Genomic DNA, 17395 nt, shown 5'->3' on the forward strand with positions numbered 1-17395 from the left:
AGTAAACTCCCTTGTGCTGCCGCTCGACTTGCATGTGTTAGGCCTGCCGCCAGCGTTCAATCTGAGCCATGATCAAACTCTTCAATTAAAGTTTTGTTGCTTCATCCCGAAGGAATCAGCGGCTCAATGAATCCTACTGTTTTGATTCGCTTTGCTCACTAAGAAGCATTGCGTTTCAATTCATACATTACTGTATGTACATATTACTATGAACACTCATGAAGACATTGATTTAAATTTTTGACTGCCAACCCGAAGGTTAAGCAGTTTCGATTAACTCAACACCTGTGAGTGTCCACACAGATTTCTTGTTTTATCTTGTTAAAGAGCAACTCAACCTCATAATAGAAGGTGAGTACCACACTGAGCGTCGAACGCTTCCAGTTGGCTAGGGCTGCGTATTCTACGCATTTCCCGTTTCGCGTCAAGGAGTTTTTACAAACTTTCTCAACACTCATCAATCAGTAAACTGTCACACCAAGCTGCTTAACGCTGTCTGCCGTGTCAGTGGATGCGCATTATAGGCAGTGAAACTTTTTGTGCAACCCCTATTTTAAGGAAATTTGCAGTTAATTCTAATTATCTAATCTAGCCACATCATACCCACCACTTACCCCCAAAGTTATCCACACCCTGCTCATTTTAGACTCAGTTTCAACTTAAAATGAGGTTTGATGAGCCTCTATTACTACGAATAAAGCATGGAGATTCCGTTAATTCTCGAGGCCAGATGTGGGCTCTTGATGCTACTTGTTCTGATAAATGGGCGAACGACAGATTAAAGAAACTCTTTGCCGACTTAATCAGAGATACAGGTCGTATTGCACAAAGCTGAGATTGGCCACTTGTTAGTTATGAGCTTATCTATTAAAGCTAAGTTGATTTGTCAAAAACGTCATGCACATTAAGAGTGGCATGTTCGCTTACCTATATTTAATGACAGAAAATTTAGTGGCATAGTGGCAATAATTTAGAAGCAAAAAAATACCCGCCAATGGCGGGTATTTTCTCATTCAGCTATGGCGTTAAACGCTGAGCTTATTCTTCAACAGGCGAGACCACGAACAGTAAGTCGCCTTGAGACACTTGCTGACCATTGCTGTTCAGGATGCGCTCTATACGATACTTCTTATCTTCAGGGTACAGAATCGCACTCTGACGGTTAAAGCCGGCTAAGGTCACTTGCGAGAACATCTTCATCGCTTCTGTTAGTGCTAGTGTTTGATCGACTGTGACTATGTCACCTTCTTTCACAAAATCCGCTTCACCCGGTGCAGAAGAGGTATAGAAGATACCAGCGCCTTGGGCTAACACTTTCAGTTCGTTACTTTCGCCAACACGCAGTGACTCAGTGTCTACTTCCACAGTTTCAGCGGCAGCTTCCATTTCTGCGATCAACGCAGGAATATCGAGCTCAGCCATTAAGCGTGGCAGATAGTTAGTGTCGTAAACACCTTCGTTGAAGGTACCATCTTTCAAGATCAGCTTGAGTAACGGAATGTTAGTCGCAATGCCTTTCAGCACTACACTGTCTAAATATTCGTACAGTTTGGCAATCACATCTTCACGGTTTTCACCGCGCATGATGATTTGCGCAATCAAGCTATCGTAGTATGGCGATACTTCTTTACCTGGCGCAGCAATCGAAATGATTTCCACATCTGGATGATCTGGGAACACACACTCAGTGATCTTGCCCGGATTTGGGATCAGTTGCAGTATGCCATGGCTATCGAGCGCCGCTTTCTCAGCCGTCACACGTACTTCCATCGCATAACCAATTTCTTTCGGTTCTAACGCTGCAATTGAACGGCCAGCAGCAATATCAAACTGCGCGCTAACGATATCAATACCTGAAGTCGCTTCCGTGACGGGATGCTCAACCTGCAGACGCGTGTTCATCTCCATAAAGTAGACTTCGTTCGCATCTAAGTTATAGATAAACTCTACAGTACCTGCGCCCATGTAATCGGTCGCGTCGCCTAAGGCACGGGTATAGGCCAGCACTTGTCGCTTCAGCTCATCCGGCAGCATAGTTGAGCCAGATTCTTCGACCACTTTTTGGTTGTTACGTTGAACCGAACAGTCACGCAAACCTAATACTTTCGCGTTGCCGAACTTATCACGCAGTAACTGCACTTCGATGTGACGTAGTGATGTCACATACTTCTCTAAGTACAAGTCACCGTTACCAAAGGCAGCGGCCGCTTCAGTTGCGGTTTTTTGGAATAAACCAATCATGTCTTCAGGACGTTTTACAACCTGAATACCTTTACCGCCACCACCTTGTACCGCTTTAAGCAGTACTGGATAGCCGATTTCGCTCGCCACGTTTACGGCTTGTTCAGCATTGGTCAGAATACCGTGCGAACCAGGCACAACAGGTACGTTTTGCGCTTGCGATGTCTTAATTGCGTTCGACTTGTTACCCATAGTCGTCATTGAATGCACGCTAGGACCGACGAAGTTAACACCGTTATTCACACACAATGCAGCAAACTGCGGGCTTTCTGATAGGAAACCAATACCAGGATGCAATGCATCAACCTGTTCATATTCGGCCACTTTCAGCACTGAGTATGCGTTCAAGTAACTTTCGTCCGAGGTGTTACCACCAAGACAAACTAACTTGTCAGTTTCTTTGAGCATGTCCGCGGGGACTGACGTCATATCAGGATCCGACGCCACTAATACCACATTGATATTATTGTCATGCGCCTTGCGAATAAGTTTCACCGCAGTACAACCACGGGCGTGAACCAATACTTTGTTAATTGGCTTCATTAACTTACGTGGATCGTTCTGCACGATCACTTCTTCTTCAACAGTAGCTTCAACCACTAAGGTCGACAGTGCATTGATGATCACGTCGTTAATTTTTGCCGAAGGCATTGGCATCAGAGGATCGATACCCGCTAACTGAGAGTCTAAATTGTCGCTGAATGGGTTATGGACTAAGCCCGCCATTGCGCCAGGTACTTTTGACAAGTAGTTAGACAGCGTTGCCGTTGATGGTAAGTAAGCTGGCACCACCATTTGACCTGCGAATGGCATGTTAGTACCAGACAGATAGTAAGTTTGCACCAATGGGTGAGTCACAAAACTCGCCTGCGCACCACCGGTACAGTCACCAAAACCAAACATCAGTACTGGCAATTCGTTATCACGAATAAAGCGCGTGATACGATCGTTCACCACAGCCATAGAGAATAGCGCCGCGGCGCCTTCTTTAGTCTGCATACCACCTGAACTGATAAAGCACACAACGGGTAATTTACGCTTAGCACACTCGATCAATAGTGCAGAGAATTTCTCAGCACTGGCCATATCGAATGCACCCGCTTGGAATGCGGTGTTAGACACAGCCACACCCACACGCACTTTTTGACCTTTTTCTTTAAAGTCAGCAATACCTGTGATCAAACCACATGGGCGAATGCCTTTATCTAATGCGTCTTCAATCGATAAACGGAAGCCTGGGAAGTTGAGCAAGTTAGCCGACATTTTGTCGCAGTTGATCTCTTCGAAATGGGTAAAGAACTGCTTCACCACATTTTCCCAAGTCATGTTGCCTTTACGTTTTTCGTCACGCAGCACTTTTTGGATCAATAGATCCTGATAACCCATGGTCAAGCGGTTCCAGAAGTCCTTACGACGACCGATACGCACAGGGTTGATCGCGCCAGTGTACTTGCTGGTATCGCTTTCACTATCGAAATACTCAGGCAGTAAACGCTCGAAGAAGTAAGTCAGTACCACGAATAGACTGTCGTTAAGTTGTGGGAAACCCACACTCTTCCACTGCTCTACTCGCACCAACAAATCGGCGCGGTTCGATTGACCCATAAAATACTTGAGCCACTTATAGAACTTAGCTTTGTCGTTCGAGGTATCTTGCGTCGACAATGCATGGTCAATTGACTTGTGCAACAGGTTATTCACTGAGTTACGTGACAAACTCTTCGACATCATGGCTTCTTTAGCGATTGACGCTAAGCTGCCCACAACGTTGTCATACAAGGCATTGAAGATCAGAATGTTATGGCATTGCCAAATAAAGTCTTCACGCAGTTCTTCATTTACCACCACATCCAGCACAGTCAGTTGATTCAGCTCAGGCCATTTAGCTTGAGTCACAGACTTTGGCAAATTTTCTAAGTGCTGAATAAGCCCTTTAAAGTTGTTAGCCGCATTGCTCTTCCAGCGATGATACAAAGACCAGCTGATGTTGAATAACAGCGCCTTACGTGCTTTTTTATAGTTCTCTTTTGGCTCACCCAAAATCAAACGTGTCAGCATGTTACGCTCGGTCGAGACTTCGTCACGCTTAGCGACAAAGTTAGTCCATAATTTATTCAAATCTTCGTCATAAACTAGCTTGTCAGGGTTAGACAACCAAGCTTGGAACACACGGTCTTGTTCCTGTTGAATACGTGCCAACAGATCACCTTCTGGCACGCTAGCACGTGACAGACGACCATATTGCTCTTGAGAAATAGAATGAATACGGCTACGTAGCGTTAAATAACGCAAATAGCGATAGGCGCTACCAAACAAGTTATGGTGACTGGTCGGGCTCGTTGCCACAGCCAATTCTGCGTTCAGTTCCAAAGCCATCAAGTTTTTAGATGGATTAAGGAAACGAGTTAAACTGCGATCATAATGCTCACGTAAATCTTTAGATTCACGCACAAAATTCATCGCTGCACGCTCAACCGCTTCTACGCTGCTAATAATAGCGCGGCGCAGATTGTGCTGACGCTCGTCACGATCGCCAGGTGAAAAGTCGATGATACCGTCGATACAACCTGAGGTATAAAGCTCTTCTGGTGATACACCCACAGATTTCGCACATTCTTGCCAAGATAAGTTGTACTTACGGGCAATACTTTGCAGACCTTGTGGCTGGATCGTATTGAAAATACCGTCACGCAACGACAACAGAATGTTCGCCGCCGCTAATGGAATTGCGCCACCAGAATAACCAGCACCAATTACGATACCGACTGTCGGTACGTCAACATTGGCGCTTTCTGCGATAGCTTTAGAAATTGAATGCGCTTGGTTTTGGCTGTTAGCGATTTCGCCAGCATCCGCCCCTGGGGTATCAATTAAATAGATAATAGGCATAGACAATTCGGCGAAATGACGAATTGCTTTACAAGCGGCGTAATGATGCTCAGGCATCCAAGCACCGTTAGCGGTAGTGCGTTCTTGGGCAATAAAGCCAATACGACGAGTGCGTGAACCAAAGTTCAGCTCGACCTCAGCACTGTAAAAAGAGCCCAAGTGAGTTTCCGTAATCAAACGACCTTTAAGATCGGCAATAATACGTTTTGCACCAGGACGACCTTTATCTTGGGTCGGCTGGATCACTTTAGCAACGTAACCGTCGACATCTAAAGATGCCAAGTCTTTTAAGTTTGCTTGAATAGCATCCTCATTTAAAAGACCTTTAATTTCTTCCGATAAACTCTGTTTACTGTGCTTAGGAAACAGAGAAAAATCTTTTGCCAAATGCTCGGCCTGTAAAAAAAGCGGATCGGGCGTTTGGGCTTGAGTCATGTGTTTGGGCTGATTATTGCTGGTCATCAAAAGATCCTCTGCTTAGCCTCTGAAAATTTTTAGCCAATAAATATAACTTTGTTATCCCGTCAAATGCCATTAAACTGCATAGGACGCTTTGTTCCAAATATGAGACAGTGGGAATAACATGCCAGATTTAAACGGTATGATGCTATTTGCAGCCGTAGTTAGAGCGAAGGGATTCTCCCAAGCTGCACGTGAAACCGGCCACCCAAAATCCACCATAAGTCGCAAAATCGCGCAGCTAGAAGAACAACTTGGCGTGCGATTACTACAGCGCGACACCCGTAATTTGAGTTTGACCCAAATCGGGGCACTCTTTTATCAACACTGTGATTCGATTCGCAATGAGGTAGAAGCGGCCAAGGCAGTTATCGAGAATACTCACGATGATGTGTCAGGATCATTACGCATTGCAATCCCAGTGTCATTTAGCCAAGAACTTATCGCTAACCTCTGTAGCGGATTTATGCGTTTATATCCCAATGTTGAATTGGATGTCCAGTTTACCGACAACGATATTGGTTTAGTCGGTGAAGGATATGACATAGCCATCAAATATGGCCCACTTCAATCGTCGGACTTAGTCGCAAGATTACTGTTTGAACGCCAGCCAATTTTAGTGGCAAGCCCTGCATACTTAAAACTCAAAGGCACACCCGCGACTCCAAAGGAACTCAGCCTGCACAGTGGGATTTTATTGGGGACTTCTCGCTCAGCACCAATTTGGCCACTGGGTAAAGGTTCGCGTAAAACCATGGCGAACTTTCAGCGTAAAGTGAGGGTCAACAGCCCGATAATGGTGAAGCAATTAGCCATAGATGATTTTGGCATCGCCATGTTATCCAATTCAGCCTGTAAGACCGAACTTGCTAATGGACAGCTAGTACCAATTTTACAGGAGTGGCCGATTGAACCTTTTAAGGTTTATGGGGTTTATTCGAGCCGACGCCAACTGGCCACCAACATCAGTGTCTTCTTAGATTTCTTTGTAAAACGCTTCAGCAGCCAAGAAAGCCTGCAATCCCTAATGGGTTAATGTTTCCCGTCGCATCAATGAAGCCTGTTTCAAGAAAGCCCAATAAAAAAGCCTAGATCTGAGTCTAGGCTTTCAGTATCACTGATTGATGTCAGCTAAGTAGGCCGTTTCATACGCAATTCTCGCAAGGTTTGGATACGCTATGCTTACGCGACCTAGCATGGGCTAAGGAATAACGCGTTCCCGTTTTAAGATTTCCTTAGTAATGGCTTGACGCAATGGTAAACCTGCGGCGTCGGGAATATCCATATTCATCGCAAAAAACCATACATTATCATCGAGTTCAACCCAACCTACCCACCAGCCAATGCTTGGTTCTGCTCTGACTGCATAACCGGTTTTCGCACGGATAATATAGTCAGAATTCGCTTCAGTCAGCATGGCTTGCTTAACAATACGTAAACTGCGTTCAGAAGCGTGTATCTTGTTGTGATAAAGCTTACGTAGGAAATTGATTTGCTCAGTAGCAGAAATTCGTATGCCACCATCTAACCAAAAGCTATCCAAATTTCCCGAAATATCCTCATTACCATAATCAAACGAGGCGATCATCTTCGACATACGCGCCTCACCAATTTGGCGAGCAAACTCTTGGTAGACAGGCACAACCGAATACTTCATTGCAGTAATAAGGTTATGATCACGATTCCAAGTTGCGATATCTCGACTTTTACCATCCCACTTAAAGACTTGATGCTCATCCTTCACCACGCCAAGCTCTAGCGCGATCAAACTGTTAGGAATTTTAAACGTCGATGCAGGTAAAAAACCTTGATTGGCACGTTTAAGATTATTAGTGAATCCCTGTTGCTTGTTTTCATTCCATAACACCACTACGCCTTTAGTTTGGTGCTGAGTAAAACTGGCATCCCAACTGCGGGTTTCTTGCCACTCCTTAGCTGTAGTAGATGCAAAAGTCGGCGCCACTAAGCTTGACGACACTAAAATAGACGACATCACCAGCACAGCCGATATGGTGAACAAACGCATAAAGTCTCCTTGTAGAAAAACAAACAATCCAATGAACTAAAAAAGTGATTAAGGCTATCACTTAGGGTTTTGGCAAGCCCTAGCAAACTGCTGACCAATTGTGGCAAAAAAGAGGCAAACTAGACCCTATTGCACTGTTGCAGATGGATTAATGCCAGATCCACATGATTTGTGATAGAAGATATTGGCATAAGATCACAAAGATCACTGAGCTTAACTTTATTACCCTCAGCTTGTAGTGCATACTTTTTGGCATAAGAGCCTATCCGAATGAAAAACATAATCATTATTTCCAATGAATAACGTCTAATCACTACAGGGAAGCCAAACATGTTAAAGCCAATGTTAACACTCATCCTCACCACCAGCTTAATGACTACAGCCAGTGCCGTGCAGTTATTTGGTGACGTTGAAGTTTCCCGCCTACCAGCAGCCGAAAAAACCATAGGCGACGTAGTCACTCGCTATCAAGCACTTGACGATGGTCTGGCTCAGCTGAACTCAAAGAAAAACGAAGTTGACGCCACCCAATTAGCGGCGCGCCAAGGACACAGATTGTGGCAACAAGCTGTCCGCGATGTGCAGTCAGGGCATTTTGACGACCGACCTTTATACTGGGCTCGCCTTGCCATGCTTAATAGTCTAAAAACCACCAGTGCCAACTTTAAAATGGCCGATTGGCAACAAGACATATTAATGAGTGCGGTTGAAAAAGCCTCACGGGGTTTTAGCGATATTCAATATGGTGATGTCCAAATCAAAATATTTCTCACTGGTTTCGATCCTTTCTTCCTCGACAAAGATATCACCCAGAGTAATCCTTCCGGTCTAGTCGCCCTCGCCTTGGATGGTTTTCGCTTTGAAATTAATGGTAAAACGGCACAAATCGAAACCGCTATGGTGCCAGTACGTTTTGCAGATTTTGACCAAGGGCTTATCGAGTCGCTATTGAGCCCGATTTATCGCGATCCCAAAACCCAATTTGTGTTCACCGTAAGCATGGGCCGAACTGATTTTGATATCGAACGCTTCCCTGGGCGAAATCGCAGCGCAGCGGCGCCCGATAACCAAAACGTGCTCACTGGCGGCACAAAAACCGCACCCGTTGCCCCAAAACTTAATGGTAAAGATTTTATCGGCCCCGAATTTGTGGAATTTTCACTGCCTGTTTCGGCTATGCAAGTCAAAGATGGTCAATGGAAAGTCAATGATAACCATACTGTCACTACCCTTGCCCGCGGCGAGTTTAGCGCGACGTCATTAAACGAACTGCAAAACGAAATGTCAGTCGAAGGCTCTGGCGGCGGTTATCTTTCTAATGAAATCTCCTATCGTGCCATAGTCTTGCAGCATAAGTTTAATAGCCATGCCAAGGTCGGCCACATTCACACCCCAAGAGTCAAAGGCTATGACGCCGATACTGAGCAAGCCATAGTCGAACAAGTACGCACTATGGTGATGCAAGCGACAGCGAGTTTATAGCCAAGTCACACTGGCTGAAACTGGCATTGTCAGATAGCGTTCGCTATGATGCGAACGCTTCTGATATGAACGCTTAGGCAGGCTTAATCACCGATAAGTTTTAAGCACTCAATTTTATCTTTAACCGACGAGATCCAACGCTAACCCTATGCTGAACCCCGCTGACTTACTCAATGCCTTACGCCGTCGCAGCAGTGAAGCACTTGCCCCGCTGTCAAGGTCGACGCACGCAGCCTTAGGCCAAAGCCAAGATAAGTCGCAGGTGATAACGAGTCCACCAGCACCCAATCCGACTCAGGCGCATATTTTCACCGGTTCATCACGCCCACTCTCGTCACTACAAATTCAAGTACTAGAGCGAATTGAAGCCTGTTATCAAGAGGCCGAGATATCGCTTAAGCGCACTTTTCCACGCCCAGTCACTCAATTTAGTTTAAGGGGTAAGAGTGCGGGTACAGCTCATCTGCAACAGAATCGCTTGCGATTCAATCCTGTATTGCTACGCGAAAACAGCGAGGCATTTCTGACTGAGGTCGTCCCCCACGAAATTTGTCATTTGCTGTGTTTTCAGCTTTTTGGCAAAACCAAGCCCCACGGTAAAGAATGGCAATCTTTGATGTTAACGGTATTTAAGGTCAATCCGAGTACCACACATAGCTTTAATACCACTTCAGTTACGAGTCACGATGTTGAGTATCGCTGCGCCTGTGGACCGATTCGACTGAGTATTCGCCGCCATAACAAGGTGCTGCGTGGTGAAAGTCGTTATATCTGTAAACGCTGTAAGACCCATTTAACTGCGATCTAGCGACTTTCAGCAAACAAAACCCCCACCTAAGTACGACTCAATTTGCATAAACAGCGATATTTCCCTTACCATCACGCCATAAAAGATGAGCCAAAGGCTCGCGTAGTGTTTGTTATTTTGGGATAAATTTTGAACAAAGCTTCTTTAACCATTAATTCACGGCGACTTTTGTTGTGCCTAATCACTTGGGCGGCGACCTTATCTGTGCCCGCAAGTGCCTCAGTGTCACATCCCAGCAGTTTCAGCCAAGCGAAAACCAAGTCACAGGCGCTCTACGCAGGCAGTCGCCAAGGTACTCTGCCCGCAGTTAGCTTTTACTGTGGCTGTGAAATTCAGATCAAAGGCAAATCGTGGAAACCCGATCTCGCCAGCTGTGGTTATCAAGTCCGTAAACAGGAAACCCGTGCCAACCGTATCGAGTGGGAACACATAGTCCCCGCCTGGGAATTTGGCCATCAACTCCAATGCTGGCAAAAGGGTGGCCGTAAAAACTGTGCCGATAACAGTAATGAATTTAATAAGATGGAATCGGACATGCATAATTTGGTGCCCGCAATTGGTGAGGTCAATGGCGATCGCAGCAACTTCCGATTTAGCCAATGGAACGGTAAGGCCGACCAATATGGCCAATGTGCTATGGTAGTCGACTTTAAGAATCGTCAAGCACAACCTCCCGCGAATACCCGCGGTAAGATAGCCAGAACCTACCTATATATGCAGCAGACCTATGGTCTTAAAATCGCCTCTAGCCAATTAAAATTATTTAAGGCATGGGATAAAACCTATCCAGTTGATACTATTGAGTGCAAACGTGATAACGCCATAGCGCAAACCCAAGGTAACCATAACCCCTTTGTGCAGAATGCCTGTAATGCGCCACCACAGCGTCAACAATTAGCCGAATAAGGTCGACAATGAGAGTCCCAAGAATTTATCAACCTCAGCCATTAGCCATCAATCAACAGTTGAACTTAGACGAAGATGGCGCGGCCCATATCGGCAAGGTGCTACGCATGGGCAACGGCGAACATATCAGTCTATTTAATGGTGATGGCAATGATTATCTTGCTGAAATTGTTGACGCAGGTAAGAAGCATGTCACAGTAAAACTGCTCTCCTGTGAGGCCAATTTATCTGAGTCGCCACTCAACTTGCACTTAGGCCAAGTGATTTCCCGTGGCGATAGAATGGAGTTCACCATTCAAAAATCAGTCGAGCTTGGCGTGAATACGATTACGCCGCTGTTTTCAGATCGCTGCGGTGTGAAACTCAACGGCGAACGCCTAGAGAAAAAAATTCAGCAATGGCAAAAGATCGTCGTGAGCGCCTGTGAGCAATCGGGACGCAGTCAAGTGCCCGTGGTTCGCCCAGCGATGGACTTGCACGATTGGTGCAGTGAGCCGACCTCAGCGCTTAAACTCAATTTGCATCCACGTGCCGCACACGGCATCAATGGCTTAGATTTGGCGCATACCCGCGTGCGACTATTAATTGGCCCAGAAGGCGGTTTGTCGGCGGAAGAAATCGCCATGACAGAAACCTATCAGTTTACCGATGTGTTGCTTGGCCCTAGAGTGCTACGCACCGAAACCGCCTCGCTCACCGCCATTACGGCACTACAACTCAGATTTGGTGATTTAGGCTAGACCGTCCACAGCCGCACACAGCGGTGGTATGGCACCCCATTATCCAATAAATGCTTTTTTGCCTGCAAACGGCGACAAATAAGGAACAGATTAATGATAAAACTCGGCATAGTGATGGACCCCATCAGTGAGATCAACATTAAGAAAGACTCCAGTTTTGCCATGTTAATGGCCGCGCAGGAAAGAGGTTATCAGCTGTTTTATATGGAAATGGCCGATCTTGCCATGGTCAACGGTGTGGCTATGGCCAATATGCGTCCGTTAACTGTTTTCAATGATGCAAGCAAATGGTTTGAACTCGGCGAAGCTACAGACACGCCGATGAGCGAACTCGACGTGATCTTAATGCGTAAGGACCCGCCATTTGATACTGAGTTTATCTACGCAACTTACATGCTTGAACGCGCCGAAGAACAAGGCGTGTTGATCGTTAACAAGCCACAAAGCTTACGTGATGCTAACGAGAAACTGTTTACCGCATGGTTTAGCGAATTCACGCCAGAAACGATCGTAACCCGTGATGCCAAACGTATCCGCGCTTTCCACCAAGCGAAGGGCGATATTATTCTTAAGCCACTTGATGGTATGGGCGGCACCTCGATTTTCCGCGTGAAGCAGGACGACCCAAACCTTGGGGTCATCATAGAAACCTTGACCAGCTATGGCCAACAATATGCCATGGCGCAAGCCTTTATCCCTGAGATAACCAAAGGCGATAAACGCATTTTAGTGGTCGATGGTGAGCCTGTGCCCTACGCCTTGGCGCGTATCCCAATGAAAGGCGAAACCCGTGGTAACTTAGCGGCAGGCGGAAGCGGTGTGGCTCAACCTTTATCCGACAGCGATTGGGCAATTGCCCGCGCCATTGGTCCAGAACTTAAAAAGCGTGGACTGATTTTTGTCGGCCTCGATGTCATTGGTGACAAGCTGACTGAGATCAACGTAACCAGTCCAACTTGTATCCGTGAGATCCAAGCAGCATTTGATGTCGACATCACCGGCATGTTAATGGATGCTATTGAAGCACGCATTAACACCAAAGCATAAAAATTTACCAACGAGTTTGTTGATTTAAGGCGCTTTGACATCACAAGCGCCTAGCCACTTTCTAGGGATGTGATATGAGTTTCACCAAAGCGCCATTCTTGTTACTCGGCATAGGTTTATTACTATCGACTCCGACTTGGGCCAACATAGAAACAGGTCCAACGAAAGCACCGTCGCGTCCCAAAAACATTGTCATCATGATAGGTGAGGGTATGGGACCGTCTTACACTAGCGCTTACCGTTACTACAAAGATAATCCTGACACAGAGGAAGTCGAACAAACCGTATTCGACCGTTTACTTGTAGGGATGGCGAGCACTTATCCTGCCAGTGTCAGTGGTTATGTTACCGACTCAGCCGCGGCAGCTACAGCGCTCGCCACTGGCGTTAAATCTTACAATGGGGCGATTTCGGTCGATACCCAAAAGCAACCGCTGCCGACCATACTCGAAAAAGCCAAATCCCTTGGCCTCAGCACAGGTGTGGCTGTTACATCCCAGATAAACCACGCCACGCCTGCAGCCTTTTTAGCCCACAACGAGAGCCGTAAAAACTACGACGCTTTAGCACTCAGCTATCTAGAAACCAACGCCGATGTATTCTTAGGCGGTGGTCAAAAATACTTTACCCCTGAACTATTAGCGCAATTTAAAGCCAAGGGTTATCAACATATTACTCGTTTTGAAGACCTCGCCAGCATCACTCAACCTAAAGTGCTGGGCTTGTTTGCCGAAGTCCAATTACCTTGGGCAATTGATGAAAAAGATGCGAAAAAACTCAGCACTTTAACCCAAAAAGCACTCAGTTTACTGTCGCAGAATGACCAAGGTTTTGTACTGTTAGTCGAAGGAAGCCTCATCGACTGGGCGGGTCACAATAACGACATAGCTACAGCCATGGGTGAAATGGATGAATTCTCCAATGCCATTGAAGTGGTTGAGCAATTCGTGCGTGAACATCCTGATACCCTGATGGTGATCACCGCCGACCATAATACCGGCGGCCTATCGATTGGCGTCGATGGAAACTACAACTGGAACCCTGAAATCCTACGTAACATTTCAGCCAGTACCGACACATTAGCCTTAGCCGCCATCAGCGGTGAACAATGGCAGGCCGATCTTGCCCGCGGTTTAGGTTTTGAGCTCAACGAAGAAGAAATCGCAAAATTAACGGTCGCCAGAATGCAAGGGTTAGAAACCATAGCGGTTGCAATTCGCCATGTTATTGATAAGCGAACTGATACGGGTTGGACAACCGACGGCCATACAGGCACAGACGTACAAGTGTTTGCCGCAGGTCCCGCATCTGAGCTGTTTAACGGCCATCAAGACAATACTGATATCGCCAATAAGATTTTCAGCTTATTGCCAAAACCGAAGAAACCTAAGAGCTAAGCGTTGATCGATTCCGTTCATTAAAGGCAATCACATAAGGCAACCGCATAATGCAGTTGCCTTTTTTATTGGGTCTTTTTATTAGGGATTTTATTAGGTCTAGCGCAGTGATTCGATGCAAACTGGCTCGGGCGTGAATAACGGGTATAATGCCCACACTTAAGTTTATAGGTGCCTATAACTGTGTTAACTAATCCATCGCAAGTCATTATTCGTAATCAAGACAGCCTAAGCCAACATAAGGTGTTAGTGCTCAATCATGAAGCCGATCTACTGCCAAAAGCCCTGCTCGATGTCGCGGCCTCGGTCGATGCCCTCGCCTTGGATTATCACCATTATTTACACTTAGCGCCGCACGCGAATTCAAAACTGCGTTGCTACTTCGGCCACGAACTGCCACATCAAGACCCAATTAAACCTGAAAAGTACGATACGGTTATCGTTTATTTCCCCAAGGCTAAACCCCTCGCACCTTATCTATTTAACCTCGCCGCCAGCCATCTTGTGCCTAACGGCCAACTGTTAGTGGTTGGGGAAAACAAAGGCGGCATTAAGTCTTTAGTTAAACTCTTGCCTGAGTATTTTGCGACGGGGATGAAGCTCGATAACGCCCGCCACTGCCTGCTGTTTGGTAGCAATTTAGAGGGCAGCGCCCCGGCAATGAAACTTAGCGACTGGGTCAGTCAGTATCAACTCACAACGCCGCAAGGCGAGATCAGTATCTGTAATTTAGTCGGGGTATTTAGCGAAAAACGGTTAGATCTCGGCACTGAATTATTATTATCACACCTACCAACACTCTCGGGCAGAGTGCTCGATTTTGGTTGCGGCGCAGGCGTGATCACCGCAGCTCTACTAAAAGCACAACCGAGCCTATCCCTAGAATGTGTTGATATTAATGCCATGGCGTTAGCTTCTTGTGAACTCACCCTGGCGGCCAATGGCATGACAGCAAAAGTGTATCCATCCGATGGGCTCGCGCAAACCACAGGAAAATTTAACGGCATTATCTCTAATCCGCCGTTTCATGATGGCCTCGCCAGCACCACCAGCATAGCGCAGAACTTTGTCACCGATAGTGCTAAGCAATTACAACATAATGGTATTTGGCAAATAGTCGCCAATCGCCACCTGCCCTATTCCGATATTATCGCCGCCGAATTTGGCCAATTGAAAGTGGTTGCCGATAACAACAAGTACAAATTGTATTACTTCCAGCACAAATAGCTGTTTGATTAATAACGCGCAGATGCTTTCGCAGAAGCGCGTTATTGTCGACACCAGCCACTCACTCTTATCCCAATCCCTGTTTGTTTGCAGATAAAACCTCACTTTCATCGTGTTACAAAATTCAATATTGTGATCTGCCGCATGCCAGCGATTCTGACAATCTCTCACTTATAGTCACTCAATAGCCGTTCCTAACATAGGGATTCGATTTAAAACATCAAAATAATGGTTAAACCTAAAATCAATATAAGTTGTGGTTTATTCAGTAATTTTTGTTATAAAACCAGAGATAACACTGATTATAAGACTCAATTTTTTATAAAAAACTATTTTAAAATTCACTCATAGACCATTAACAACAAAATGACAACATTTGCTGATTTTGCAGCCAAAAAGGCTTCTTTACCCTAAGTTTCTACTGTTATACTCAAAACAGCTTCTTAACAAGAATAAAACGCAATTACTAGGAATGCCCCTATGCTGGACCCTGAACTCATAGAGCTAAACAGCGATAAGACAAAAGCTGAATTGCGCCTGATCCCTAATGTCCATGGTCCAGTCACCCATGAAGACATAATGCGCCTGTTGTCTTTACCTGAATTCGCCGCCCTGTTTCCGCTAGAGCCAGCCATTACTAAAACCGTCGCTAAAATCAACTCTCTTTGTAATCAAGACGATGGAAAATTTGAGCTCTATACTACTTTGGCCGAACGTCGCGATGGCAGCATAGCTATCGAGATTAGTCCCGATAAAATGCAAGCCAGTCTTAAACTTACCGCAGCATGGGGTGGTAAACAGATAGATTTGCCAGAGATCCTCACTCACCTCAAAAAAAACAACGTCTGCATGGGGCTAAGCAAACTCAAAATTCAAGCTCTACTAAAGCAACTCAGCACACTCAAGCCAGGGGAAATCTGCCAAAGTGAAATAGCCCAAGGCAAAGCCCCTGTTAATGGACTCAATGCGGTATTAGAACGCAAAGTATTCCTTGCGCGGGAGCGCTTGCTTCAGCCACAAGAGCGCGAAGATGGCAGTGTCGATATGCGCAATTTAGGCGCAATGATCGTTGTTAAAGCCAATGATCTCTTAATGGTTAAACATTTAGCCACCGAAGGCACTCCGGGCTACAACATCAAGGGCGAAGTTCTTAAACAAAAACCAGGTAAGGATGCCGTGCTTCAAGCGGGTACAGGCACAGCTTTTCATCCCAAAGATCCCAATAAGCTGATCGCCACAGTGCCAGGGCAACCCGTCGAAACCCGTACAGGTATGAATGTCGATGATGTACTGCAACTTAAAGACGTCGACATCAGCACAGGCCATGTTACCTTCAAGGGCAGTATTTTAATCACAGGTGATGTCCACGAGGGCATGATAGTTAAAAGCTCAGGCGATATTACCGTGATGGGGTTTGTAGACTCCGCCACCCTTGAAGCAGAAGGTGATGTCACTGTGAGTAAAGGCATCATTGGCCGCCAGATTAAAGCCAATGAATACTCTACCAATATCTATTCTCAAGGGCAGATCAGCGCCCAATTTGTGCAATATTCTCAATTAGTTGCCAAAGGAAATATCTTAGTCACTAAACAGTTGCTGCACAGTAATACCAAAACCGCCGGCAGTTTAACGGTCAGCGATCCTAGCGGTCGTCGTGGTGATCTGGTTGGCGGAGTTGCACACGCTGAAAAAGGCATCACGGCGGTTGTCATAGGCGCAACGGCAGGGACTAAAACTGACGTTTACTGCGCAATGGGACAGGCTGAACTCAAGCAAGATCTCAAGCTACTCGATGAGAGTGTTAAAGCTATGGTCGTCGCCAGTTTAGATATCGAGGCTCGCCTCAATAAACTGCCCCCCAAGTCAGAATGGCAAGCTGACGCGGTTATGATTGAGCAAATCAAGATGATGCTTGATGAAAAGAATCGCATCATGGACGAACGTACCCGTGAAGAGCTTGAATTCGATACCTTTAAACAAGAAGTCGAAGGCTACTACGAAAAATACCGTATCGAAGTGCTTAAACACGTATTCCTTAACGTTGAGCTGCATATAGGTCCAGCAAATCACCGTACGGCACGTGAACACGGCACTTGTTGTATTGCCAATGTTAATCAAGAGATTAACTTTGACTATAACGCCAAAGCCAAAGCTGCACCGAGCATATAAGGTT

11 protein-coding genes and 1 rRNA gene are annotated in these 17395 nt (G+C 45.9%); 9 read left to right on the forward strand and 3 right to left on the reverse strand.

Annotated features, from left to right (window positions below; translation table 11 throughout):
- Together ACHA99_RS04510 and ACHA99_RS04515 are read right to left on the reverse strand one after the other, a co-directional pair.
- Window positions 1-88: ribosomal RNA gene (locus tag ACHA99_RS04510) — 16S ribosomal RNA — on the reverse strand; the annotation flags it as partial.
- A 950-nt stretch (window positions 89-1038) separates the two neighbouring features.
- Window positions 1039-5592 (reverse strand): biotin carboxylase N-terminal domain-containing protein, encoded by a 4554-nt coding sequence (locus ACHA99_RS04515; RefSeq protein ID WP_393941299.1) that lies wholly within the window; start codon window positions 5590-5592, stop codon window positions 1039-1041.
- Window positions 5593-5713: 121 nt separating this feature from the next.
- Between ACHA99_RS04515 and ACHA99_RS04520 the strand changes: the two genes are divergently transcribed.
- Window positions 5714-6625, forward strand: coding sequence for a LysR family transcriptional regulator (locus tag ACHA99_RS04520; protein ID WP_105251501.1), 912 nt, complete (start codon window positions 5714-5716; stop codon window positions 6623-6625).
- A gap of 165 nt (window positions 6626-6790) precedes the next feature.
- Here the strand turns inward: ACHA99_RS04520 and blaOXA are convergent, their stop codons facing one another.
- A complete protein-coding gene (gene blaOXA / locus ACHA99_RS04525; RefSeq protein WP_113941554.1) occupies window positions 6791-7615 on the reverse strand; it encodes a class D beta-lactamase in 825 nt (274 codons plus the stop codon).
- A 330-nt stretch (window positions 7616-7945) separates the two neighbouring features.
- Here blaOXA and ACHA99_RS04530 point away from each other — a divergent pair, with 330 nt between their 5' ends.
- The 8 genes from ACHA99_RS04530 (at window position 7946) to ACHA99_RS04565 (ending at window position 17391) form a co-directional block, all read left to right on the forward strand.
- The gene (locus ACHA99_RS04530) at window positions 7946-9097 is read left to right on the forward strand and encodes a hypothetical protein (RefSeq protein ID WP_393941302.1); all 1152 of its coding nucleotides are present in this window, start codon (window positions 7946-7948) and stop codon (window positions 9095-9097) included.
- Between the two features lie 148 nt (window positions 9098-9245).
- Window positions 9246-9905, forward strand: coding sequence for a SprT family zinc-dependent metalloprotease (locus ACHA99_RS04535; protein WP_393941304.1), 660 nt, complete (start codon window positions 9246-9248; stop codon window positions 9903-9905).
- Window positions 9906-10034: 129 nt separating this feature from the next.
- A complete protein-coding gene (gene endA / locus ACHA99_RS04540; protein WP_393941305.1) occupies window positions 10035-10811 on the forward strand; it encodes an endonuclease EndA in 777 nt (258 codons plus the stop codon).
- 8 nt (window positions 10812-10819) lie between these two features.
- A complete protein-coding gene (gene rsmE / locus ACHA99_RS04545; protein ID WP_105251496.1) occupies window positions 10820-11551 on the forward strand; it encodes a 16S rRNA (uracil(1498)-N(3))-methyltransferase in 732 nt (243 codons plus the stop codon).
- Window positions 11552-11644: 93 nt separating this feature from the next.
- Window positions 11645-12598, forward strand: coding sequence for a glutathione synthase (gene gshB / locus ACHA99_RS04550; protein WP_168826802.1), 954 nt, complete (start codon window positions 11645-11647; stop codon window positions 12596-12598).
- Window positions 12599-12672: 74 nt separating this feature from the next.
- Window positions 12673-13995, forward strand: a complete 1323-nt coding sequence (locus ACHA99_RS04555; protein WP_393941308.1) for an alkaline phosphatase — start codon at window positions 12673-12675, stop codon at window positions 13993-13995.
- A gap of 183 nt (window positions 13996-14178) precedes the next feature.
- Window positions 14179-15222, forward strand: a complete 1044-nt coding sequence (locus ACHA99_RS04560; protein ID WP_263255723.1) for a methyltransferase — start codon at window positions 14179-14181, stop codon at window positions 15220-15222.
- Window positions 15223-15702: 480 nt separating this feature from the next.
- A complete protein-coding gene (locus ACHA99_RS04565) occupies window positions 15703-17391 on the forward strand; it encodes a DUF342 domain-containing protein (protein ID WP_393941310.1) in 1689 nt (562 codons plus the stop codon).
- Window positions 17392-17395: the final 4 nt, after the last annotated feature.

Source organism: Shewanella sp. S23-S33, from assembly GCF_043359565.1.
Taxonomy (GTDB): domain Bacteria; phylum Pseudomonadota; class Gammaproteobacteria; order Enterobacterales; family Shewanellaceae; genus Shewanella; species Shewanella oncorhynchi.